Genomic DNA, 22,345 nt, shown 5'->3' with positions numbered 1-22,345 from the left:
AGTTCACGCGTGCCGGCTTTTCGATACGACAAGTGTGCTCAGGCGAGCATCACGCCAACGCTTTTTCCACGATCTCGCGCACATCGCGCGATTTCACCTGAGACGCCACTTTCTCCAGCGCCGCGCGCATGCCGTCGCGCAGCGTCGGCGTGAAGCGGCGCCACAATTCCAGCGAGCGGGCGAGGCGGGCGGCCACTTGCGGATTGATGGCGTCGAGCGCGATCACCTGATCGGCCCAGAACGCGTAGCCCGAGCCGTCTTCGGCATGGAACTGCGCCGGGTTCGCCGCGCAGAAGCTGAAAATCAGCGAGCGCGCGCGGTTCGGGTTCTTCAGGTTGAAGGCCGGGTGCGTCATCAGCTTGCGCACGATCTCGATCACCGGACGTTGCGCGCTGCCACGCTGCGTGGCCTGCAAGGCGAACCACTTGTCGATGACGAGCGGCTCCTTTTCGAAGCGCCGGTAGAAGTCGTCCAGCGCCTGCTGCGCCTCGGCGCTGCCGCCATTGGCCGCCGACGCAGTGAGCAACGCGGAGAGCGCCGCCGAGCGGTCGGTCATGTTGTTCGCTCCATCGTACTGCGCGGACGCTAGACGCACGGCCTCGGCCGGATCGTCCAGTTCCACGAGATAAGAGAGCGCGAGATTCTTCAGCGCGCGATGACCGGACGCTTCGGGCGTGGCTTCATATGCGCCCGGCGTGCGATGTTGCTCGTACACCTTGAGCCAGTCGCTCCTGAGCGCGTTGGCCAGACGCTTGCGCACGAACTGCCGCGCGGCATGCACGGCCGCCGGATTCGATTCGGGCATCTGTTCGGCGAGATACGCTTCCGAAGGCAGCATCAACGCGAGCTCGCGGAATGAAGGCGAGAGCGTTTGGTCGGTCAGCACGCGGGCAAACGCGGCCACCACGGAGTCGTCGAGTTGCAGCGGCACGCCGGTGGCGGCGCGTCCGGCCAGCGTGAGCAGTTCGCGGGTGGCGAGCCGTTGGCCGGCTTCCCAGCGGTTGAACGGGTCGCTGTCGTGGGCAAGCAGGAACGCCAGTTGTTCCGCCGAGTAGTCGTATTCGACGATCACCGGCGCCGAGAAATTGCGCAGCAGCGAGGGCAGCGGCTCCTGCGCCACGTTGACGAACGTGAAGGTCTGTTCGGTGTGCGTGAATTCGAGCACACGCGTGGTGAAGGCCGAGGCCGTGTTTTCGCCTTGCAATTGCAGCGGCAGGTCGCGGCCGTCCTTGCCGATCAAACCGATCGCGAACGGAATCAGCAGCGGGCCCTTTTGCGTTTCGCGCGCGGCCGGCGCGCCTTCGCCGTAGCCTTGCGTGAGCGTCACGCTATAGCGTTGCTGCGCGGCGTCGTATTGCGTACGCACGGACACGCGCGGCGTGCCGGCCTGGCTATACCAGCGCTCGAACTGCGTGAGATCGCGGCCGTTCGCGTCGGCGAGCGCGTGCCGGAAATCGTCGCAGGTCACGGCCTGGCCGTCATGACGCTTGAAGTACAGGTCCATGCCTTTGCGGAAACCGTCGCGGCCGAACAGCGTCTGATACATCCGCACGACTTCCGAGCCTTTCTCGTAGACGGTCATCGTGTAGAAGTTGTTGATCTCGACGTAGCTTTCCGGGCGCACCGGATGCGCCATCGGACCGGCGTCTTCGGCGAACTGCATCTGGCGCAGCACGCGCACGTCCTCGATGCGCTTGGTGGCGCGCGCGGCTTCGTCCGTTGCGCCGCCCGCCATGTCGGCCGAGAACTCCTGATCGCGGAACACGGTCAGGCCTTCTTTCAGGCTCAACTGGAACCAGTCGCGGCACGTCACGCGGTTGCCGGTCCAGTTGTGGAAATATTCGTGGCCGACCACGGCCTCGATGTTCGCGAAGTCGGTGTCGGTTGCCGTTTCGGGGTTCGCCAGCACGTACTTCGTGTTGAAGATGTTGAGCCCTTTGTTCTCCATCGCGCCCATGTTGAAGTCGCTCACCGCGACGATCATGAAGCGGTCCAGATCGAGTTCGAGCCCGAAGCGTTCCTCGTCCCAGCGGATCGAATGGATCAGCGAATCCATGGCGTGACGGGTCTTGTCCAGATCGTGCGGCTCGACCCACACCTGCAACAGCTTTTCCTTGCCCGAGCCGCTCCTCACTCGCTCTTCGAGCGCGACCAGCTTGCCGGCGACCAGCGCGAACAGATAGCTCGGCTTTCTGAACGGATCTTCCCAGCGCGCGAAGTGGCGGCCGTCCGGCAAATCGCCTTCTTCGAGCAGGTTGCCGTTCGACAGCAACACCGGATAATCGGCTTTGCTGGCGCGCAACGTGACCGTAAAGGTCGCCATCACGTCCGGACGATCGAGGAAGTAAGTGATGCGGCGAAAGCCCTCGGCCTCGCACTGCGTGAAGAAGTTGCCGCCCGACACGTAAAGGCCCGACAGCGTGGTGTTCTCAGCCGGATTGCAGAGGCTCGTGAGCGTCAGTTCGAACTGATCCGGCACGTTGTCGAGCAGCAAGCCGTGTTCGTGCGCGTGGGCATGGGCGAACGGCTGCCCGTCGATCTCCGCGCTGACGAACTCCAGTTGTTCGCCCATCAACTCCAGGTGCGCGGCGCGCGACGCCTCCGGATTGCGGCGCACGCGCATCGTGTTCCGGACAACCGTGCGTTCGGGGACCAGATCGAACTCCAGTGCGACGGTGTCGATCAGGAAGGCGGGCGGCGCGTAGTCGGCGCGGCGAATCACATTGGGCGTTGCGGTATCGGCCATGGCGTTCTGTAGTGTTGGAACTCGAGCCGGCGAGCGCGCTTCTGGCGTGCGGGCCGGGCGTGTCGAGCCATTGTACAAAGCCTCGGCGAATCGTGCGGAGCGAACTTTTTACCGAGTTGCGTGGTCAGCGTATTATCGGGCGCCCGCGTGCGGGAAAGCCTGTGCGTCGACGAGGCCGGGTTTGACGGACAATACAGAGGCAACTTGGAAGCTTCACGAGGTAGACCATGAAGATCGATCGATGGACCCGCCACGCCACGCTGCTGCTGGGCGCGATGGCGTTGCTGCTTTCCGGCTGCACGACCTACGTCACCACCCAGGTCACGGCCTTCTCCGACTGGAGCGGCAACGACGCCACGCGTACCTTTGCGTTCACGCGGCCGGCGGACCAGCAGAGCAATCTCGAACTCAGCACTTATGAGCGCTTCGTCGCTAACGAACTCGCCACGCATTCTTTCCGCCAGGTTGACAGCGCGCAGGCGCGCTATCTGGTCGGTCTCTCATACGGGATTCGTTCGGACATGGTGACGGTCGCCGAGCCGGTGTATTACAACCCGTGGCCGGCGCCGTACTGGGGCCGGCCGTTAGATCCGTGGGGGCCGTGGGGCGCGTTCCCCACCACTTACGTGAACCAGACCTATCCGATCTTCACGCACCTGCTGGGCGTACGGATTACCGAGCGGGCGAGCGGCAAGGAGGTCTACAACGTGACGGCGCGCAATACGGGCGACGAGTCGTCGCTGGTCCGGGCCATGCCGTATCTGGCGCGTAGCGCGCTGGCCGATTTCCCGCTCGGCAACGGCGTGGTTCATACGGTGAAGATTCCGGTCGACAAGAGTGGCGGGCCATCGAACGAAATGTTGGCGACCGGTACGGCGCCGGCTGCCGCGCCGGTGCCGGCGTCCGGAACGAAAGTCGTTCAGTAAATAGTACCTGGCCGGCGGCGCATCGAAACGCGACGTCAGCGGCAAGCAAACGGCCCGACAGGTCACCCTGCCGGGCCGTTCTGCTTTTCTGCGCCGGAGAAAGTGCGAACCTCCGCGCCCGATACCGGATTCCGGCATCCGCGCACGCCAATTTGCATCTCATAAACGGCAGACCCGAGTTTGGCCGTGCGTCGCGCATTTCAGAATGAAGGCGGCTGACAACGCAAGCGCCTTCGAATCTGAAACACTTTTTAAGAAAGTAAGTTGAAAGTATTGCTGCATTTCGGCGGAATATTTCCGCGTCCGGATCGGCGGCAAGCCGCGCTGCTGATGGGCAGAGAGTCCATTCGCAAGGCGGAAAACAGCGCCGGAGACCCGTGCCATTGCTTTTCAACCGGGCGTCGCATGAGAGATACGGATACAGATGGATACGTCTTTTGAAGCTGATTTATCCGAGAATATTCAGTATGATTCCGGCGACCATAGGTCGCATACGACAATCCTTCAGATGAATTGACAAAGGCGCCTAAATAATCGGGGCCAAGTGCCGTTAATCCGCTGGACCCTATATAAGAAGATTGGATTGACCCCGGCTGGAGATTGCCGGTCCGCGCGGCGCGTACACGCTGTGACGGTGCCGTATTCCGTCAGGCACTTCAGCCTCTCCTCGCTTCTACGCGCGAACACCGATATGCCCGATCTGCACTGGACCATTCCGGTCGCTCGCTGGTCTAGCTGGCCTGCTGCCGCATCTGCCGCACCTGATATCGGCTTCATCGAGCCGATCGTGCGGCGTCGTCTGAGCACTCTGTCCAGATTGGCGCTGAAGGTCGCGCACGATTGTGTCGCCAAGGACGCAGTGCGGGTCGTGTTCGCGTCGCGCCACGGTGAATTGCGGCGCACGACCGATATCTTGCGCGCCATCAGCGCGGGCGAGCCGGTTTCGCCGACTGCCTTCAGCCTCTCAGTGCTCAACGCCATGACCGGCGTATTCGGCATTGCGCGCGGCGACCGCTCCGCGGCGAGCGCGATCTCAGCCGGCGCGGAAACGCTGGGTTATGCGCTTCTGGAAGCGCATGCGCAATACGCCACGCAGCCGGATTCGCCGATGCTGCTGATATACGCCGACGAACCGGCCGATCCGGCATATGGCACGATCGAAGACGAAGTGCAGGGCGGCGCGATCGCGATCCTGCTCGATAGCGAAACGGCGACGGGCGAGCTGGAGTGCACGGTGTCGCGCGCAGACCAGTCAGACTCCGCGCCAGTGAACGAAACTCGCGCAGGCGAGACAGGAGAGACAGGCGAGACAGGGAATGCCGCCCCGGAAACCCTCTTCGCGACCCAGAGTCAGGCGCTGCAGCACTGTCTGGAAACCGGCCTGCCCACCGCCTGGCAAAAGGCCGGCGCCACCTGGCATTGGAGTTGGCATGATCGCGCGGCTTGATTACGTCTGGCGATTCTGCGCGACCGGCATGGCTTTCGTGGTCTTCGGCGTGTGCGGCGTCCTGTTTTCCGTGGTGGTGTTTCCGCTTGCCTGGGTGTGGCCGCACCGCGCCTCGCGCCAATTCGCGGTGACGAGCGTGATTCACTGGTTTTTCCGCGCGTTGGTCGCGGTGTTGCAACGCATCGGCGTGATGGAACTGGAGGTGTCGGGCGTGCAGGCCTTGCGCGCGGGCGGCCCGGCGATCGTGGTCGCGAATCACCCGACCTATCTCGACGTGATGGTGCTGCTGTCGCTCACGCCGCATGCCTGCTGCGTCGTGAAGAACGCGCACTGGAGCAACCCGTGTTTCTGGGGCATCGTGCGCTCGGCGGAATACGTCAGCAACGCCGATCCCGCCGAACTCGTCGAGGCCGGCGCGAAGCAACTGGCCGCAGGCTATACCATGATCATTTTTCCGGAAGGCACGCGCAGCCCGGCGCCGAACCGGCTGCACGCGTTTTCGCGCGGTTTCGCGCACATGGCGCTGAAGGTCGGCGCGCCGATCGTTCCAGTGTTGATGGATTGCGACCCGCCCGCATTCACCAAGCAGATGCGCTGGTACGACGTGCCGGCGCGCGCGTTCAGAATGCGCGTGAACGTGCTGGAGCCGCTCGGCGTCGACCGGCTCGCGGCCCATGACACTCCACCGGCTCTCGCGGCGCGCAGCGTGACGAGCGCCGTCGAAGCTCACATTACTCAGCACCTGTTCGATTATGGATTCTTTAAAACTGGAAATTAAACAGCTTCTGATCGAAGCTCTCGATCTGGAAGACCTGAGCCCGGCCGATATCGACGACGATGCACCGTTGTTCGATACCGACGGCATCGGTCTCGATTCGATCGATGCGCTCGAAATCGGCATCGTGTTGCGCAAACAATACCAACTGACCATCGCAGCGAACGACGAGCGCACGCGCGAACACTTCCGCTCGATCAGCACGCTGGCGGCGCTGGTGGCGAGCCAGCGCGAAGCGGTGCACGCTGTGAACGAAACAACCAGCAAAGGGGAGTAAATCGTGTCCGAGGCAGAGATTCTGGAGCGCATCCGCGCCATCTTCAAAGAGAACTTCGCGATCGAGCCCGAGCGTGTCACGCCCGAGGCGCATCTGTTCGAAGACCTCGATCTCGACAGCATCGACGCCGTCGACCTCGCGATCAAACTGCAGGAAATGACCGGGCGCCGCATCAAGCCCGAAGAGTTCAAGTCGGTGCGCACCGTCGGCGACGTGATCGGTGCGGTCGAATCGCTGCTGGCGGCACAAGGCTGATGCCCGCCGTGCGCTCGCGAACGCAAGCAGCGGCGGATCGGGCCGCCGATGCCTCGCCCGGCACTGAGCGCCACCTGGGCAAAACCGTCGTGCAGGTGCTGTTGAAGCTCGCGTATCCCGCGCTGATTCTGTGCGCGTGGAAATGGGACACGCCGCGCTACGTCGGCTGCATGCTGTTTGCGATTCTGTGGCTGCAGCGCTGGGCCGGCAGCGGGCCGGTTGCGACCTCGCTGCGGCGGCTCTCCACGATCGACTGGACCGTGGTCGGTTTGCTGAGCTGCGCGTCGGCGGCGATCGTATTGACCAATAGCGAGCTGCTGCTGCGTCTTTACCCGTCGCTCGTCAATCTGGGCTTGTTGATCGCGTTCGGGGCGACGCTCGTGCACGGGCCGTCGATGATCGAAAAATTCGCGCGCCTCGGCAATCCGAATCTGCCGCCGGGCGCGGTGCGCCATACGCTGCGCGTGACCCAGGTGTGGTGTGCATTCTTCGCGCTGAACGGCGTGTTTTCCGCTTATACGGCGTTGTACTGGAGCCGGGCGAGCTGGTCGCTCTACAACGGCGCGATCGCCTATGTGCTGATCGGCGTGCTGCTCGTGGCCGAGGTCATCTGGCGTTATCTGGTCGTGCTGCCGCGCGCCGCGCGTTCGGAGGCGGCATGATCGCGTTGCATGATCTGCTGTCGGTGGCCGATGAGACTGCCGCGGCGCCAGCACCGGTATGCCGGGACGGCGCCACGCTGCTCGATCGCGCGGCGTTTCGCGCGCGCGTCGCCGCGCTGATCGCGCTCGTGCAAATGCAGGATGCGCAACGCTACGCGTTATGCATCGACGATCCGTTCGATTTCGCCTGTGCGCTCTTTGCACTGTTCGCGTGCGGCAAGGAGCCGGTGATTCCGGCCAACTCGACGCCGGGTTATCTCGCCGATCTCGCCGATGCGTACGAAGTGGTACTGACCGACGCGGATTTGCCGCCGTTTGCGTTTGCCGCCGAGGGCAACGCCAACGCAGCCTCAGCGCACACGCCCCACACCGCTTACCCGATCGACCCCCAAGCCCCGCTCACGCTCTACACCTCAGGCAGCAGCGGTCGTCCCAAGCCGATTCGCAAGACGCTCGCGCAATTCAACGCCGAAGTGCACACGCTCGAAAAGCAGTGGGGCGCGCTAATCGGCGACGCGACGATGCTCGCGAGCGTGCCGCATCACCACATCTACGGCTTGCTGTTTCGCGTGCTGTGGCCGCTCGCAGCGGGCCGCGCATTCGATCGCGCGGTGAGCATTGAGCCGTTGCATCTGCAAACGCAGATCGACCAATGCGGCGCGGCGGTGATCGTTTCGACGCCCGCGCAACTGTCGCGCTGGCCCGCGTTGCCCGGCTTCGCGGACTTGACGCCGGCGCCGCGCGCGTTCTTTTCATCGGGCGGCCCGCTCGCGCTCGAAGCCGCGCAGGAATACGCCGCTGCCTATGGCGCCGCGCCGCTCGAAATTTACGGTAGCACGGAAACCGGCGGCATCGCGTGGCGGCGCCAGGATCAGACCGACGCCTGGCAACCAGTGTCCGGCATCGAAGTGCGCCGCGACGACGACGGCGCGTTGAACGTCCGCTCGCCGCATCTCGATCACGCCGGCTGGCATCGTACCGACGACAAGATCGCCTTCGACGCCGAAGGCCGTTTCCGCCTGCAAGGCCGGCTCGACCGCGTGCTCAAGCTCGACGGCAAACGCGTTTCGCTGCCGGAACTGGAAGCGCGCCTCGCGCTGCATCCGTATGTGGCGCAAGCAGCGCTGGTGCCGCTGGAAGGCGCCTCGCGCGAGCGCGTCGGCGCCGTCGTGGCGCTGACCGAAGCGGGCGGCGCGGCTTTGCGCGACGAAGGCCGCGTGGCGCTCGCGAAAGTCCTGCGCCGGCATCTCGCCGAATATTTCGACGTCGTCGTGCTGCCGCGCCATTGGCGTTTTCGCGTCACGTTGCCGTTCGACGCGCGCGGCAAACTGCCGGTCGCCGCCGTGGCGGCCGCGTTTGAACCGCGTAGCGAAGGCATGGAAGTGCTGGCCGAAGCGCGCAGCGGCGACACGCTGCACTACGAGTTGCGCGTGCCGCCCACGCTCGTGCATTTCGCCGGCCACTTTCCCGGCCTGCCGATTCTGCCCGGCGTCGTTCAGGTCGATTGGGCGATGCGTCTGGCCGCCGAGCACGTGCCGGCCGTGCGCGCGGTGGCGTCGATCGATCGTCTGAAATTCATGGCGCCGGTATCGCCGGGCGCGGTGCTCAAGCTCACGCTCGCGCACGACGCGACGCGCCGGCGCGTGCAGTTCGCCTACCGCGTGAACGGCCGCGAATGCGCGTCAGGGGTGATCGTCTACGGAGAGGCCGCGTGATGACCTTCTCCCCATGCATCGTCATTCCGATCTACAACCATAAGGACGCGATCGGCGCGACCGTCGCGCATCTGGCGGTTCACGGCCTGCCGTTTTTCGTCGTCGACGATGGCAGCGACCAGGCCACCCAGCAGGTGCTCGCCACGCTCGCGCAAAAGTACGCGGGGCAGCTCACGCTGCTGCGCCTGCCGGTCAACGGCGGTAAAGGCGCGGCGATGATGGCGGGATTGCGCGCCGCGCGCAAGGCGCGCTACACGCACGCGTTGCAGATCGACGCCGACGGCCAGCACGACGCCACCGACGTGCCGCGTTTCATCGAAGCGGCGCGCGCCGAACCGGGCGCCGTGATTCTCGGCCGTCCAATCTACGACGAGAGCGTGCCGAAAGCGCGTCTCTACGGCCGTTATCTGACGCATGTGTGGGTGTGGATCGAAACGTTGTCGCTGACGATCCGCGACTCGATGTGCGGCTTTCGCCTCTATCCGCTGGCGCTCACCTGCAATCTGATCGACAGCGTGCGACTACCGACGCGCATGGACTTCGACATCGAGATTCTCGTGCGTCTGTATTGGCGGCGCGCGGCATTCCGCTCGATTCCGACACGCGTCACCTATGCGAGCGACGGCGTCTCGCATTTCGACGTGCTGTGGGACAACGTACGCATCAGCCGCAGTCATACGCGGCTCGTGTTCGGCATGCTCTGGCGTCTGCCGATGCTGCTCGCGCACAAGGTGATGCCTCGCCGCTCTGCACTTGCAGACGGGCAGGGCAAAGAGAACGAACAGGACTGGTGGCGTATCGCCGAACGCGGCAGCCATCTGGGCATGTCGCTGCTCGCGCTCAGTTGCAAGCTGTTCGGCCGGCGCTTTACCGCGCTGTGGCTGCATCCGATCGTCGCGTATTTTCTGCTGACGGGCCGCGCCGCGCGCGAGGCCTCCAGCAACTACTTCAAGCATCTCGGCGAGGCTGCGCCGCATGGCGACACGCCGCGTCCGGGCTGGCTGTCCGCGTACCGCCATATGCTGGCGTTCGCGCAATCGGGCTTCGACAAGCTCGCTGCGTGGTCCGGCCGCGTGAACAACGCCGACGTCAAATTCGAAGATCCTTCGGCATTCGAAGCGTTGGTGGCGAGCGGCAAGGGCGCGCTCGTGATCGGCGCACATCTCGGCAATCTTGAGATGACCCGCGCGCTTGCCGCGCAGGGTGCTTATGCGAAGGTCACGGCGGTCGTCTATACGGAACACGCGCGCCGCTTCAATAGCGTGCTGGCCTCGGCCAATAGCGAGTTCGCGAAGCATCTGCTCGAAGTCAGCGACTTCGGTCCCGAGACCGCGATGATGATGCAGGAGCGCGTCGATGCCGGCGAGCTGCTGGTGATCGTCGGCGACCGCGTGCCCGCGCATGAAGCGGGCCGCACGACCGAAGCGCAATTTCTCGGTTCGAGCGCGCCGTTCGCGCAAGGCCCGTACGTGCTCGCGCACGCGCTGGGCTGCCCGGTCTACCTGTTCTTCTGCCTGAAAGAGCGCGACGGCTACCGCCTGTATTTCGAACCGTTCGCCGAGCGCATCGAACTGCCGCGCCGCGAACGCGCGCAGCATCTCGCCGCGTGGGCGCAGCGCTATGCCGTGCGTCTCGAACACTATTGCCGCAAGGCACCTTACCAATGGTTCAATTTCTTCGATTTCTGGGCCAGCCCCAAGCGAGGCGCGAATGGCCGAACATGATCTGATCGATGTGCCGAATGCGGGCGCGAATGCGAACAACGCGGCAGTCGTGATCGGTGGCCGCAAACTGACGATCGAAGAGGTCGTCGCGATTGCGCACCATCGCGCGCCGGTCGCCTTGAGTGCCGATCCGGCGTGGCGCGCGCGCATCCAGCGCGGCGCGGATTTCCTGCGCCGCCATCTGGCCGCGGGCGCGACCGTGTACGGCGTCAACACCGGTTACGGCGACGCCTGCGTGGTCGATGTGCCGATGGAACTGGTCGAAGCCTTGCCGCTGCAACTCACGCGCTATCACGGTTGCGGCATGGGCCAGTATCTCGACGACGCGCAGACGCTCGCGGTGATCGCCGCGCGGCTCAACTCGCTCGCTTATGGTTTTTCCGGCGTGCGTCCCGTGTTGCTCGAACGTCTGGCCGATCTGGTCAATCATCGTGTGCTGCCGCGCATTCCGTCGGAAGGCTCGGTCGGCGCGAGCGGCGATCTCACGCCGCTCTCGTATGTGGCCGCCGCGCTCGCGGGCGAACGCGACGTGATATTCGAAGGACAACTGCGCGACGTGCGCGAAGTGTGGGCCGAACTCGGCCACGCGCCGCTCACGCTCGCTCCGAAAGAAGGGCTCGCGTTGATGAACGGCACGGCAGTGATGACGGGCCTCGCCTGTCTCGCGTTTGCGCGCGCCGATCATTTGACGCGGCTCACCGCGCGCCTGACGGCGCTGTCCACCGTGGCGCTCGACGGCCGCGCCGCGCACTTCGACGCGATGCTCTTCGAAGTGAAGCCGCACGCCGGCCAGGCGGAAGCGGCGGCATGGATTCGGGATGATCTGTCCGGGCGCGACGATACGCCGGGTCACCGTCTGCAAGACCGCTATTCGATTCGCTGCGCGCCGCACGTGATCGGCGTGGCGCGCGATGCGCTTTCGTGGGTGCGCCGCGATGTCGAGAACGAACTGAACAGCGCGAACGACAATCCGTTGATCGATCCGGATAACGAGCGCGTGCTGCACGGCGGCAACTTCTACGGCGGCCATATCGCGTTCGCGATGGACTCGCTGAAGGTCGCGGTCGCCAATCTCGCCGATCTGATGGACCGGCAACTCGCGCTGCTGGTCGACGTGAATTTCAACAACGGCCTGCCGCGCAATCTGTCGGGCGCGGCGCCCGCGCGTGCCGCAATCAATCACGGTTTCAAGGCGGTGCAGATTTCGTCGTCCGCATGGACTGCTGAGGCCTTGAAGAACACGATGCCCGCGAGCGTCTTTTCGCGCTCCACCGAGGCGCACAATCAGGACAAGGTCAGCATGGGCACGATCGCCGCGCGCGACTGTTTGCGCGTGCTGGAGTTGACCGAGCAGGTCGCCGCCGCGCATACGCTCGCGACGGTGCAGGCCGCGCGTTTGCGCTTGAAGATCGACAGCGCGACGCCGGTGCCGGCGCCGCTGCAGGCGTTCATCGACAGCGTGGGCGCGCAGTCGCCGTTCGTCGACGAAGACCGCGCGCTCGAACACGAGTTGCGCGCACTGACCGCGCGCATTGCCGCGTGCGGCCTGGTGCACGACTATCGCGGAGGATCGAGCGCATGACCGGTTCCCGCAAAGTGCTGGCCGCGAGTGCGATAGTGGAAGTGCCGTTCCACGACGTCGATGCGATGAACGTGTGCTGGCACGGCCATTATCTGAAGTACTTCGAGATCGGCCGCGCGGCGCTGTTGCGCGCTTTCGACTACGACTATCGTGAGATGCAGGCTTCGGGTTATCTGTGGCCGATCGTGGAAGCGCATCTTAAGTACGTGAAGCCGGCGACCTACGGTCAGCAGATCGAAGTGCGCACACAACTGCTCGAACACGAAAACCGCCTGAAAATAGGCTATGAAATCGTCGATTGCGCGACCGGTGCGCGGCTGACCAAGGGTTATACGATCCAGGTCGCGGTCGATGCCGCCACTCAGGAGTTGCAGTTCGTCTCGCCGCCGGTCGTGTTCGAGAAGCTGGAGCGCGTATGGGCACGATGAATTTGCGCGCTGTGATCGCGGGGGCATTGAGCGCGCTGAGCGTGCTCGCCGCGACAGTCGTATGGACGGAGCCCGCATCGGCCGCGTCGGCCACATCGACGAAAGAAGCCGAGCCCGGCAATCCCGCGCTCGTCTCGCAGATCGCCGCGCATCTCGCGCAAGCCAAGGGCGTGCGCGCGCAATTCACGCAGACGCAGACGCTCGCGGCGATGAAGCAGCCGCTCGTCAGCACCGGCTCGTTGCTGTTCTTCCGCGAACGTGGCGTGATCTGGCAGACCGACACGCCATACAAAGCCACCTACGTGATCACCGATGCCGGCGTCGCCGAAGTCGACGCCAACGGTCAACGCGTCACGGCTCACAGCGCGCAGGGCACGCGCGGCGTCGCGCAAGTCTCGAAGATGATGCGCGCGATGCTCGGCGGCGACCTGTCGGCGCTGTACTCGCAATTCGACGTACAAGCCGAAGGCAGCGCCGCGCAATGGCGCATGCAACTTACGCCGAACCAGCCGCAGATCGCGCAGTCGATCAAAGGTCTGGAGATGAACGGCGGCGACTTTTTGCAGCGCTTGCGCATCACGCTAGCGAACGGCGACATCACCCAACTCGAGTTCACGAAGAGCGTAGCCGTGACCGAACTCACCGCGGCTGAACGCGGTTTGCTCGGGGCGCCGTAATGGACATGCTGCAACAGCGATCCGCGAAACAGGCGTGGGGCATGCGCGCCGCGTGGCTGCTGCTCGCGCTCGTTGCGGCGCTCTATTGCGGCTGGCGGTTCGCAGGACCGTCGCCGCTGCAAACCAACCTGCTCGCGCTGTTGCCGGCGACCGAGGCCGACCCGGTCGCCGAAAAGGCGGTCGACACGCTGGCGAGCGCGCTCGGCGACCGCACCGTTTTTCTCGTCACCAGTAACGACGACGCCCACGCGAAAGCCGCGGCGAAGCAACTCGGCGCGTCGTTGCAAAAGAGCGGCGCGTTCGGTTCGGTGACGGCGGAATTGCCGCCGTTCGATCTGTCGCAGATCGCGGCGTTGTACATGCCGTATCGCTTCGGCTTGCTGGCGCCGGCGGACCGCGCGGCGCTCGCGGGCGGCGCAGGCGGCGCGGTCAATACGACGCTGCACGACGCGCTCGCCCGGCGCATCTACAGCCCATTGCGCGGCGGACTTACCACGCCGCTCGCCGACGATCCGTTCGGCTGGCTCGAACACTGGCTCGGCGGCCTGCCGCTCGCCACGTCGAATCTCGAACTCGAAGACAACATGCTGGTGGCGCATCGCGGTGCGGCGACAAGCGTGCTGATCGTCGCGACGCTGCCGGGCTCCGCCTACGAAACCAAAACGCAGCACGCCGTGCTCGCGGCGCTCGCTCAAGGCGAAAGCGCGTTAAAGCAGTCGTTCCCGGATGTCTCCGTGGCGCGAACCGGTGCCGTGTTCTACGCGGAATCGGCACGCAGCGCATCGGAACATGAAGTGCATCTGATCGGCGTCGCGTCGCTGTGCGGCATCGCGTTGCTGATGATGTGGGTGTTCCGTTCGCCGCGTCTCTTGTTGCTCGGCTTCGTGTCGACCGCGCTCGGCATTGTCTGCGCGCTGGCGGTGACGATGCTGATATTCGGCAAGCTGCATCTGTTGACGCTCGTGTTCGGCGCCAGCCTGATCGGCGAGGCCGTCGACTATTCGATTCAGTACTTCGTGGTGTATCTCGGCGCGCAACGCGATTGGGATGCGCGGCGTGGTGCGCGCGCCGTGCGTCCCGCATTGAGCGTGGCGCTCGCGACGAGCCTGCTCGGCTACGCGATTCTCACGTGGGTGCCATTTCCCGCGCTCAAGCAGATCGCGTGCTTCGCGATTGCCGGCATTACGACGGCGTTCGCCTCCGTGCTGTGGCTGCTGCCCGCGCTGCTCACGCGCGCGCCCAAACGCAGCCCCAAGCGCGTGTTTGCAGCCGCGGCGCGCGTGTTGGCGGTGTGGCATCGCACGATCGGCGGCAAGCGGGCGTGGTTCGTGGCGGCGCTGTTGCTGTTGCTAGCGATTCCCGGCTGGCTGCGTCTGACCAGCGACGACGACATCCATTTGTTGATCCAGCGCGATCCGGCGCTTGTCGTGCAAGAGGACAAGGTGCGCGCGGCGGTCGGCGTGGATAATAGCGCGCAGTTTTTCGTCGTGCGCGGCGAGACGCCCGAGGTCGTGCTGCAACGCGCGGAAGCGTTGGGCACGAAACTGGATGCGTTGAACGGCACCGCGAACAAGGTCGGCAGCTATCAGTCGGTCGCGCAATTGGTGCCGTCCGCGAAACAGCAGAATGAAGACCGCGCGTTGCTCGCGCAACACGTGTTCAATGATCCCGCCGCGTTGCGCGCCACGCTGCTGCAAGCTGGTTTCAAGGACGAAGTCGCGGACGCCTGGCTCGCCGCGTGCGCGAAACCACAAGCGCCGCTGACAATCGATACGTGGCTCGCGACGCCGTGGTCGCAACCGTACAAACACCTCTGGCTCGGCGAAGTCGATTCGTCGACGAAAGCCTATGCGGCGGTCGTCATTCCGCAGGGCGTGACGCCGCAGAACGAACCCGCGTTGATCGCGACCGCGCAGGGCTTGCCCGGCGTCGTGTTCGTCGACAAGGCCGCCAGCGTGTCGAAACTGTTCGGCGCGTATCGCGTGGATAGCGGCTGGTGGCTTGGCGGCGCGCTGACGCTCGTGCTCATTCTGTTGATGCTGCGGTACAAAGTGCGCGGCGGCATCGCCGTGACCTTGCCTGTGCTGCTCGCGGTGGGCGTCACGCTCGCCGTATTCGGCTACATTCACGTGCCGCTCAATCTGTTCAACTGGCTCGCGCTGATGCTCGTGCTCGGCGTGGGCGCAAACTATGCCGTATTCCTGCGCGAAGGCTGCCTGCGCGCGGACGCGGATCTCGGCGCGGTGTGGACGGGCGTGCTGTTGTCGGCGGCCACCACGCTGTTGTCGTTCGGCATGCTCGGCATGAGCGCGATGCCCGCGCTGAAGAGTTTCGGCGCGACGCTCGCGCTCGGCATCGCGGTCTCGGTGCTGCTCGCGCCGATCGGCATGCCATCGGAATCAAGGAGGGCCGCATGAAAGCGCCATCAGTTTATTTGCACGCGCTAGGCATGATCAACGCGCTCGGCGGCGACCTCGAGAGCATTGTCCCGGCGCTCGCCGCCGGTCGTTCGCCGGGTATGGCGAACGCGCATACAGGAATCGGCGAGGCGTTCGTCGGCAGCGTACTCGCGTCGCTGGAACTGGCGCCGCCCACCGAACTCGCCCGTTACGACTGCCGCAATAACCGCTTGCTGCTCGCCGCGCTGACGCAGATCGCGCCCGCCGTAGACGCGGCGCGCGAGCGCTTCGGCGCGCATCGCATCGGCGTGGTGCTCGGCACCAGCACGTCAGGTATCGAGGCCGCCGAAGCCGCGTTCGTCTATCAGGCGCAAGCGGGCGATCTGCCCGCGAACTTCAACTACCGGCAAATGGAAATCGGCACCGCCGCGCCGTTCGCCGCCGCTGTGCTCGGTCTGCATGGTCCCGCGTTCACCATCTCGACCGCGTGCACGTCGAGCGCGAAGGCTTTTGCGTCCGCGCGCCGGTTGCTGCAATTGCAACTGTGCGACGCCGTCGTGGTGGGCGGTGTCGATTCACTGTGCGAGTTGACGGTGCAGGGTTTCGCATCGCTTGAATCGACCAGCAACGTGCGCAGTAATCCGATGAGCCGCAACCGTTGCGGGATCAACGTCGGTGAAGGCGCAGCCGTGTTCCTCATGAGCCGCGACGAAGCGGCGGTGCGGCTCGCGGGCGTCGGCGAATCGAGTGACGCGCATCACATTTCGTCGCCGGACCCGCGGGGCGTGGGCGGCGAACTCGCGCTGCGCGCGGCGCTCGCCGATGCGGGCGTCGAGTCGTCGGCGATCGGCTATGTGAATCTGCACGCCACCGCCACGCGCAAGAACGACGAGATGGAAGCGGGTTTGATGTCGCGCGTATTTCCGCAGGGCGTAGCAACGAGTGGCACCAAGCCCTTGACCGGCCACCAACTCGGCGCAGCGGGCGCCACCGAACTCGCCTTCACATGGTTGACGCTGGCGCATGACAACGTATCGCTGCCGCGTCATCTGTGGGACGGCGAAGCTGATCCCGCGCTGCCTGCGCTAGACCTGGTCGTTGGCGAACGCTTCATGCCACGAGGCGTCGCGCAATACGCGATGAGCAACTCATTTGCTTTCGGCGGCAGCAACGTCAGCCTTGTCCTTGCCCGATGAGCCACGCGATGAACCCGACGCCCACCGTTGACGAACTGGTCCAGCAGCCGGTCGAAACGATCATCCCGCATCGCGGCACCATGCTGCTGATCGACGCCGTGGACGCGTTCAGCGAAGAAGCGCTGACCGCGCGCGCCACGGTGCGCGCCGACGCCTGGTATGCCGACGCGGACGGCGCGATGCCCGCGTGGATCGGCATCGAACTGATGGCGCAGGCGATTGCCGCGCACGTCGCGTTGCTGGCCATGCGCGGCGGCGGCCGCGCGCGGCCCGGCGTGCTGCTCGGTTCGCGCAGCTACAAGGCATTGCAGCCGTCGTTCACCGGCGGCGCGCCGTTGTCGGTCCACGTCGTGGAACTGCTGCGCAGCGAAGAGGGCCACGGCGCCTACGAATGCACCATCCGGCACGGCGACGCGGTTTGCGCCGAAGCCGTCATCAAGGTTTTTCAACCGCGCGATTTTCAGTCATTCATCGAAGGGAGTTTCAGTTCATGAGCCGGCGTGTTCTCGTTACCGGCGCAAGCCGCGGCATCGGCCGCGCGATTGCGTACAAGTTGGCCGCCGACGGCTTCGCGGTGTCCGTGCATTGCCGCACGGGACGTAGCGAAGCCGATGCGGTGGCGACGGGCATCGCCGCGCAGGGCGGCACGGCGCGCGTGCTGCAATTCGACGTGCGCGAGCGCGCCGTATGCCGCGAAGTGCTCGAAGCGGACGTTGCGGCGAACGGCCCGTACTACGGCATCGTGTGCAGCGCGGGCGTGACCCGCGACGCCGCGTTCCCCGCGCTCACCGAAGAAGATTGGGACATCGTGATCGAAACCGGTCTCGACTCGTTCTATAACGTCGTCCATCCGTTGACCATGCCGATGGTGCGCGCCCGCAAGGGTGGCCGCATCGTCACGATCGCTTCGGTGTCCGGTGTGATGGGCAATCGCGGCCAGGTCAATTACAGCGCGGCGAAAGCCGGGCTCATCGGCGCGAGCAAGGCGCTCGCCGTCGAACTGGCGTCGCGCAACATCACCGTCAATTGCGTGGCGCCAGGTCTGATCGAGACCGGCATGCTCGACGAAATGCCGCTCGAACAGGCGCTGAAGACGGTGCCGATGAACCGGGTCGGCCAGCCTGCCGAGGTGGCGTCCGTGGTCAGCTTCCTGATGTCGGATGCGGCCTCGTATGTCACGCGTCAGGTGATCGGCGTCAACGGCGGGATGATCTGATGAAGCGCGTCGTCATTACCGGCATGGGCGGCGTCACGGCGTTGGGCGATAGCTGGGACGTGATTGAAACGCGTTTGAAGAGCGGCGTGAACGCCGTGCGCCGCATGCCCGAGTGGGATTACTTCGAATCGCTGCATACGCGGCTCGCGTGTCCGCTGCCGGGATTCACGTTGCCCGCGCACTATCCACGCAAGAAGACCCGTTCGATGGGTCCGGTGTCGATGTACTCGGTGCGCGCCAGCGAACTGGCGCTCGCCGACGCGGGCCTCGCCGACGACGCCACCATCAAGGACGGTCGCATGGGCGTCGCTTATGGTTCGTCGTCGGGCTCGGTGCAGCCGATCCGCGCGTTCGGCACGATGCTCGAAACCGGCTCGATGAGGGACGTCACATCGAACAGCTACGTGCAGATGATGCCGCATACCACCGCGGTCAACGTCAGCCTGTTCTGGGATCTGAAAGGGCGGATCATTCCGACCTCGTGCGCGTGCGCGTCGGGCAGCCAGGCGATCGGCTATGCGTATGAAGCGATCCAGAGCGGCAAGCAGACGCTGATGCTGGCCGGCGGCGCGGAGGAATTGTCAGGGCCGGCCGTCGCCGTGTTCGACACGCTGTACGCCACCAGCACGCGCAACCACGAGCCGCATCTGACGCCGCGTCCGTTCGACGCCGCGCGCGACGGCCTCGTGGTCGGCGAAGGCGCGGCCACGCTCGTGCTCGAAGAATATGAACATGCGGTGGCGCGCGGTGCGCGGATACATGCGGAGATTGTCGGCTTCGGCTGCAACTCGGACGGCGCGCATATGACCCAGCCGACCGCGGAAACCATGGCGATCGCCATGAAACTCGCGCTCAAGGACGCTCAACTGCCGCCCGAAGCAATCGAGTATGTGAACGCGCACGGTACCTCGACCGATCGCGGCGACATCGCCGAAAGTCATGCGACTGCGCAGACCTTCGGCGCGCGCATGCCGATCAGCTCGCTCAAAAGTTATGTCGGCCACACGCTCGGCGCGTGCGGCGCACTCGAAGCGTGGTGGACCATCGAGATGATGAAGCGCAACTGGTATGCGCCGACTTTGAATCTGGAGAATGTCGACGCGGCCTGCGCGCCGCTCGATTACATCGTCGGCACGGGTCGCGAAATCGACGCCGACTATGTGATGAGCAACAACTTCGCGTTCGGCGGCATCAACACGTCGCTGATTTTCAGGCGCGTTCGATGAGCGTGGCGCTGCAACGCGTGGTCGTGACCGGCATGGGGATCGTGTCGTGTCTCGGCAATACGCTCGATGAAGTTTGCGCTGCCTTGCGCGCGGGCCGCTCGCGGATCGAACGGATCGACGCGTGGCGCGAACGTGGCTTCGCATCGCAAATCGCGGGCGTTGCCTCGGTCGCGCACGAGCCGCCGTTCGAACGCAAGCTCGAACGCTTCATGGGCGACACTGCTCGGTTCGCGTGTCATGCCACGCGCAAGGCGATCAGCGACGCTGGGCTCGACGTGGCGCACTTGCGCTCGCCTCGCGCGGGGACGGTGATCGGTTCGGGCGTCGGCAACATGCTGAGCTACGACGCGGCCATGGCGGTCGCCAACGCGCGCGGCGTCGAGAAAGTGCCGCCCTACGTCGTGCCGCATGCGATGAGCAGCACCGCGTCGGCCAACGTCGCGCAGGTGTTCGGGCTCGAAGGCGTCAGCTACTCGCCGTCGTCGGCATGCACGACTTCGGCGCTCGCGATCGGCCAGGCGATGCAGCTGATTCAGACCGGCCGCCAGCAGATCGTGCTGGCCGGCGGCAGCGAGTCGCTGCACGACAACATGACGCTGATGTTCGACGCGATGGGCGCGTTGTCGCGCCGCTTCAACGACACGCCGCAGCGGGCCTCGCGTCCCTACGACACGGAGCGCGACGGTTTCGTGATCGCGTCGGGCGGCGGTGTGCTGGTGCTCGAAGCGCTCGATCATGCGCTCGCGCGCGGCGCACGGATCTACGCGGAGCTTACCGGATTCGGCGACTGCACGGACAGCGCCGGCATGGTCACGCCGCGCGCTGCGGGGATCGCGCGCGCCATGCGCGGCGCGCTGAACGAAGCAGGCAAGCGGCCCGACTACGTCAACACGCACGCGCCGTCGACGCCGCTCGGCGACCTCGAAGAACTGTACGCGTTGAGCGAGGTGTTCGGCGCGGCATTCGACCATCATGTGCCGGCGTTTTCGTCGACCAAGGGCATGACCGGGCATCCGCTCGGCGCGTGCGGCGCGCACGAGGCGATCTACACACTGCTGATGATGCGCGACGGCTTCATCGCGGGCACGGCGGCTATCGACACGCCGGAGCCGGCGCTCGACGGCATGCCGCTCGTGCGCAAGACGCGCGACGCGCGCATCGGCACGGCGATGTCGGTGTCATACGGGTTCGGTGGCAGTTGCGCGAGTTTGGTGTTCGAAGCATGGCAGGGCGACTGAAACGGCCGCGACTTTAAAAAAACGAGGGCGATAAAAATGAAAAGAGCAGGTGTACTGGGCGCGCTGGCGGTCATGGCGCTGATGCTGGCGGGTTGCGCCACGCAGGTGAAGTCGCTGCCGCTCGCCGCGGCCGGCGGCGAATCGCGCGGCAACGTGCCGGTGTATTTCGGCCAGCAGGACCACCCGGCGGTCAAGAGCCGGTTGGGCGACGTGTCGTACTCCGTGCGAATCGCGCGCAAGGTCGCCGGTCCCGACGACGCGTGTCACGAAGCGCTCGCCGAAGCCGTGCAGAAGCTCCGCGCGGCGGCCGGCGAACGCCACGCCAATGCCGTGATCGATGTATCGACGCGTTTTCATAGCACCGAGAGCAACTCGTCGACTGAATTCACCTGCGGCGTCAGTCCGAGCGCCGCCGCGATTGCCGTCAGCGGTCAGCTCGTCGTGCTGGAATCGAACTGAGCCGAACCAGGCTGATTGACATAGAACTCACAGAGCAACAACAACCACCCAGGAGTCTCAATGAAACGCCATCTGCTGTTTGCCGCATTGATTGCTTCGTTTGCCACGCTGAGCGCTGCGCCGGCTTTTGCCCGCGATACGGTCAGCTACTTTCCGGTCGATCAGGCCTTGCAAAGCGAACCCGGCAAAGTGAGCGAAGACATCCCGCTGTATTTCGCGGGGCAGCGCCATCCGGCTGTCGTGAAGACGATGGGCGAATTCGCCACCAACAAGAAGACCAACGCGTTCGGCAAGAGCGATCTGCAAGCCTGCCAGCACGTTTTCCTCTCGGCGGTGATCGAGTTGCAGGAACGCGCGCGCAAGGAAGGCGGCAACGCGGTGATCAACATCAAGAGCAACTACAAGAACGAATTGCGTGAGAGCGCCACCGAGTACACGTGTGGCGCGGGCGCGGTGGTTGCTGGCGTCGCGTTGACGGGTGAAGTGGTGACGCTGCGTAAGTAAGAGTGGGTCCGCGCCAGTCAGCGCGGAGAAGTACGTATGCGCGCGAGGCAAGCAGGAAGGCGGCGTTCGTCGCCGCCTCGCGCTGTATTACCGCATCAGGCTCGGGCCTTGCTGCCTATCAACCGGCTTTGACCGCCGCGACATTGACCAGCGTCTCACGGCGCTTGCCGGGTTGCGGATGGGTCAGACCGAGCCGTTCGAGAAGACCGAAGTCTTTCGCGCGGCTCCACCAGAGGTAGGGCAGCGACACGTTGCGCTCGCTGAAGCGGAAGCCGCCGCGGCGGATCATGTCGAGGTAGCCGTCGGCGCTCTTTTGCACGTGCATCGGATGACGGAACAGCAGCCGGATCACCCACGATTTGATGTACGCGTCGGTGGATTCGGCGAACAGCAACACGCCGCCCGGTTTGAGTACGCGGTGGAACTCGGCGAGCGCGCGATCCTGCTCGACGAGGTGGTGGAAAGTTTGGTGGCAGAACACGATATCGGCGCTCGCGTCGGGCAGCGGCAGTTTCGCGCAGTCCACGTGCAGCAGTTCGATATCGGCGAGCTTGTCGCGGCAGGCGTTCGCAGCCTCAGCGGCGAGCGCCAACGACGGCTCGTGGTAGTCGATGCCGACGAGACGGCGCGGCTTGAACGCCTCGGCAAGCAGGCGGAAGGAGATGCCTTGGCCGCAGCCGACGTCGACGATCACCGGCGCCTCGGGCAAGGGCGCGTCGATGAGGCGCTTGAGGTCGTTGATCGCGACCCGCAGCACATGATGTTCCCAGGTATGGGTACGCAGGAACCAGATCCCGAAAGCCGTTTCCGGCACGAAAGGCACACTGGATGTTTCGGATGACGACACGCTGGCTCCCGGCGAAATGGCGTTGTTGCTGTGCCCGCCCTGACGA

General features: G+C 65.0%; 21 protein-coding genes. 19 read left to right on the top strand and 2 right to left on the bottom strand.

Going from position 1 to position 22,345, the window contains the following annotated elements:
• Positions 1-49 precede the first annotated feature (49 nt).
• Entirely contained in the window at positions 50-2,746 is a 2,697-nt protein-coding gene (gene pepN, locus HF916_RS44340; protein WP_168794944.1) for an aminopeptidase N, read from the bottom strand.
• Positions 2,747-2,973: 227 nt separating this feature from the next.
• Between pepN and HF916_RS44335 the strand changes: the two genes are divergently transcribed.
• The 19 genes from HF916_RS44335 (at position 2,974) to HF916_RS44245 (ending at position 21,452) form a co-directional block, all read left to right on the top strand.
• Positions 2,974-3,672 (top strand): DUF4136 domain-containing protein, encoded by a 699-nt coding sequence (locus HF916_RS44335; RefSeq protein ID WP_168794943.1) that lies wholly within the window; start codon positions 2,974-2,976, stop codon positions 3,670-3,672.
• A 691-nt stretch (positions 3,673-4,363) separates the two neighbouring features.
• Positions 4,364-5,119, top strand: coding sequence for a beta-ketoacyl synthase chain length factor (locus HF916_RS44330; RefSeq protein ID WP_168794942.1), 756 nt, complete (start codon positions 4,364-4,366; stop codon positions 5,117-5,119).
• A complete protein-coding gene (locus tag HF916_RS44325) occupies positions 5,103-5,897 on the top strand; it encodes a lysophospholipid acyltransferase family protein (protein WP_168794941.1) in 795 nt (264 codons plus the stop codon). Before HF916_RS44330 ends, HF916_RS44325 begins: the two co-directional genes overlap by 17 nt.
• On the top strand, positions 5,872-6,171 hold the full coding sequence (locus HF916_RS44320; protein WP_168794940.1) for a phosphopantetheine-binding protein: 300 nt from the start codon (positions 5,872-5,874) through the stop codon (positions 6,169-6,171). The genes HF916_RS44325 and HF916_RS44320 overlap by 26 nt, the downstream gene beginning before the upstream one ends.
• Before the next feature lie 3 nt (positions 6,172-6,174).
• Positions 6,175-6,426 (top strand): acyl carrier protein, encoded by a 252-nt coding sequence (locus HF916_RS44315; RefSeq protein ID WP_007180827.1) that lies wholly within the window; start codon positions 6,175-6,177, stop codon positions 6,424-6,426.
• Entirely contained in the window at positions 6,426-7,088 is a 663-nt protein-coding gene (locus HF916_RS44310; protein ID WP_168794939.1) for a hypothetical protein, read from the top strand. Before HF916_RS44315 ends, HF916_RS44310 begins: the two co-directional genes overlap by 1 nt.
• Entirely contained in the window at positions 7,085-8,803 is a 1,719-nt protein-coding gene (locus HF916_RS44305) for an AMP-binding protein (protein ID WP_168794938.1), read from the top strand. Before HF916_RS44310 ends, HF916_RS44305 begins: the two co-directional genes overlap by 4 nt.
• Positions 8,803-10,527, top strand: coding sequence for a glycosyltransferase family 2 protein (locus HF916_RS44300; protein WP_168794937.1), 1,725 nt, complete (start codon positions 8,803-8,805; stop codon positions 10,525-10,527). Before HF916_RS44305 ends, HF916_RS44300 begins: the two co-directional genes overlap by 1 nt.
• Positions 10,514-12,109: an HAL/PAL/TAL family ammonia-lyase gene (locus tag HF916_RS44295; protein ID WP_168794936.1), complete on the top strand. Its 1,596-nt coding sequence runs from the start codon at positions 10,514-10,516 to the stop codon at positions 12,107-12,109. Before HF916_RS44300 ends, HF916_RS44295 begins: the two co-directional genes overlap by 14 nt.
• Positions 12,106-12,537, top strand: a complete 432-nt coding sequence (locus HF916_RS44290) for an acyl-CoA thioesterase (RefSeq protein WP_168794935.1) — start codon at positions 12,106-12,108, stop codon at positions 12,535-12,537. Before HF916_RS44295 ends, HF916_RS44290 begins: the two co-directional genes overlap by 4 nt.
• Positions 12,525-13,214, top strand: coding sequence for a LolA family protein (locus HF916_RS44285; protein WP_168794934.1), 690 nt, complete (start codon positions 12,525-12,527; stop codon positions 13,212-13,214). Before HF916_RS44290 ends, HF916_RS44285 begins: the two co-directional genes overlap by 13 nt.
• Complete coding sequence (locus tag HF916_RS44280; RefSeq protein ID WP_168794933.1) at positions 13,214-15,631, top strand: MMPL family transporter; 2,418 nt, start codon at positions 13,214-13,216, stop codon at positions 15,629-15,631. The genes HF916_RS44285 and HF916_RS44280 overlap by 1 nt, the downstream gene beginning before the upstream one ends.
• On the top strand, positions 15,628-16,809 hold the full coding sequence (locus tag HF916_RS44275) for a beta-ketoacyl-[acyl-carrier-protein] synthase family protein (protein ID WP_168794932.1): 1,182 nt from the start codon (positions 15,628-15,630) through the stop codon (positions 16,807-16,809). Before HF916_RS44280 ends, HF916_RS44275 begins: the two co-directional genes overlap by 4 nt.
• Positions 16,810-16,817: 8 nt before the next feature.
• Positions 16,818-17,303 carry a hotdog family protein gene (locus HF916_RS44270; RefSeq protein WP_168794931.1) on the top strand — a complete coding sequence of 162 codons (486 nt, stop codon included), beginning with the start codon at positions 16,818-16,820 and terminating at the stop codon, positions 17,301-17,303.
• A complete protein-coding gene (locus tag HF916_RS44265) occupies positions 17,300-18,025 on the top strand; it encodes a 3-ketoacyl-ACP reductase FabG2 (RefSeq protein ID WP_106283304.1) in 726 nt (241 codons plus the stop codon). The genes HF916_RS44270 and HF916_RS44265 overlap by 4 nt, the downstream gene beginning before the upstream one ends.
• A complete protein-coding gene (locus tag HF916_RS44260; protein ID WP_168794930.1) occupies positions 18,025-19,251 on the top strand; it encodes a beta-ketoacyl-ACP synthase in 1,227 nt (408 codons plus the stop codon). Before HF916_RS44265 ends, HF916_RS44260 begins: the two co-directional genes overlap by 1 nt.
• Positions 19,248-20,489: a beta-ketoacyl-[acyl-carrier-protein] synthase family protein gene (locus HF916_RS44255; protein ID WP_168794929.1), complete on the top strand. Its 1,242-nt coding sequence runs from the start codon at positions 19,248-19,250 to the stop codon at positions 20,487-20,489. The genes HF916_RS44260 and HF916_RS44255 overlap by 4 nt, the downstream gene beginning before the upstream one ends.
• 36 nt (positions 20,490-20,525) lie before the next feature.
• Positions 20,526-20,948, top strand: coding sequence for a signal peptidase (locus tag HF916_RS44250; RefSeq protein WP_168794928.1), 423 nt, complete (start codon positions 20,526-20,528; stop codon positions 20,946-20,948).
• Between the two features lie 60 nt (positions 20,949-21,008).
• Positions 21,009-21,452: an excinuclease ABC subunit A gene (locus tag HF916_RS44245; protein ID WP_168794927.1), complete on the top strand. Its 444-nt coding sequence runs from the start codon at positions 21,009-21,011 to the stop codon at positions 21,450-21,452.
• A 118-nt stretch (positions 21,453-21,570) separates the two neighbouring features.
• On the opposite strand, the gene HF916_RS44240 is transcribed toward HF916_RS44245, so the two are convergent.
• Positions 21,571-22,299: a class I SAM-dependent methyltransferase gene (locus HF916_RS44240; RefSeq protein ID WP_168794926.1), complete on the bottom strand. Its 729-nt coding sequence runs from the start codon at positions 22,297-22,299 to the stop codon at positions 21,571-21,573.
• Positions 22,300-22,345: the final 46 nt, after the last annotated feature.

The sequence above is a fragment of the Paraburkholderia aromaticivorans genome, from assembly GCF_012689525.1.
Classification (GTDB): Bacteria; Pseudomonadota; Gammaproteobacteria; order Burkholderiales; family Burkholderiaceae; genus Paraburkholderia; species Paraburkholderia aromaticivorans_A.
Note: the sequence above shows the minus strand (reverse complement) of the source record. Positions and strands in the feature narration are given on the sequence as shown.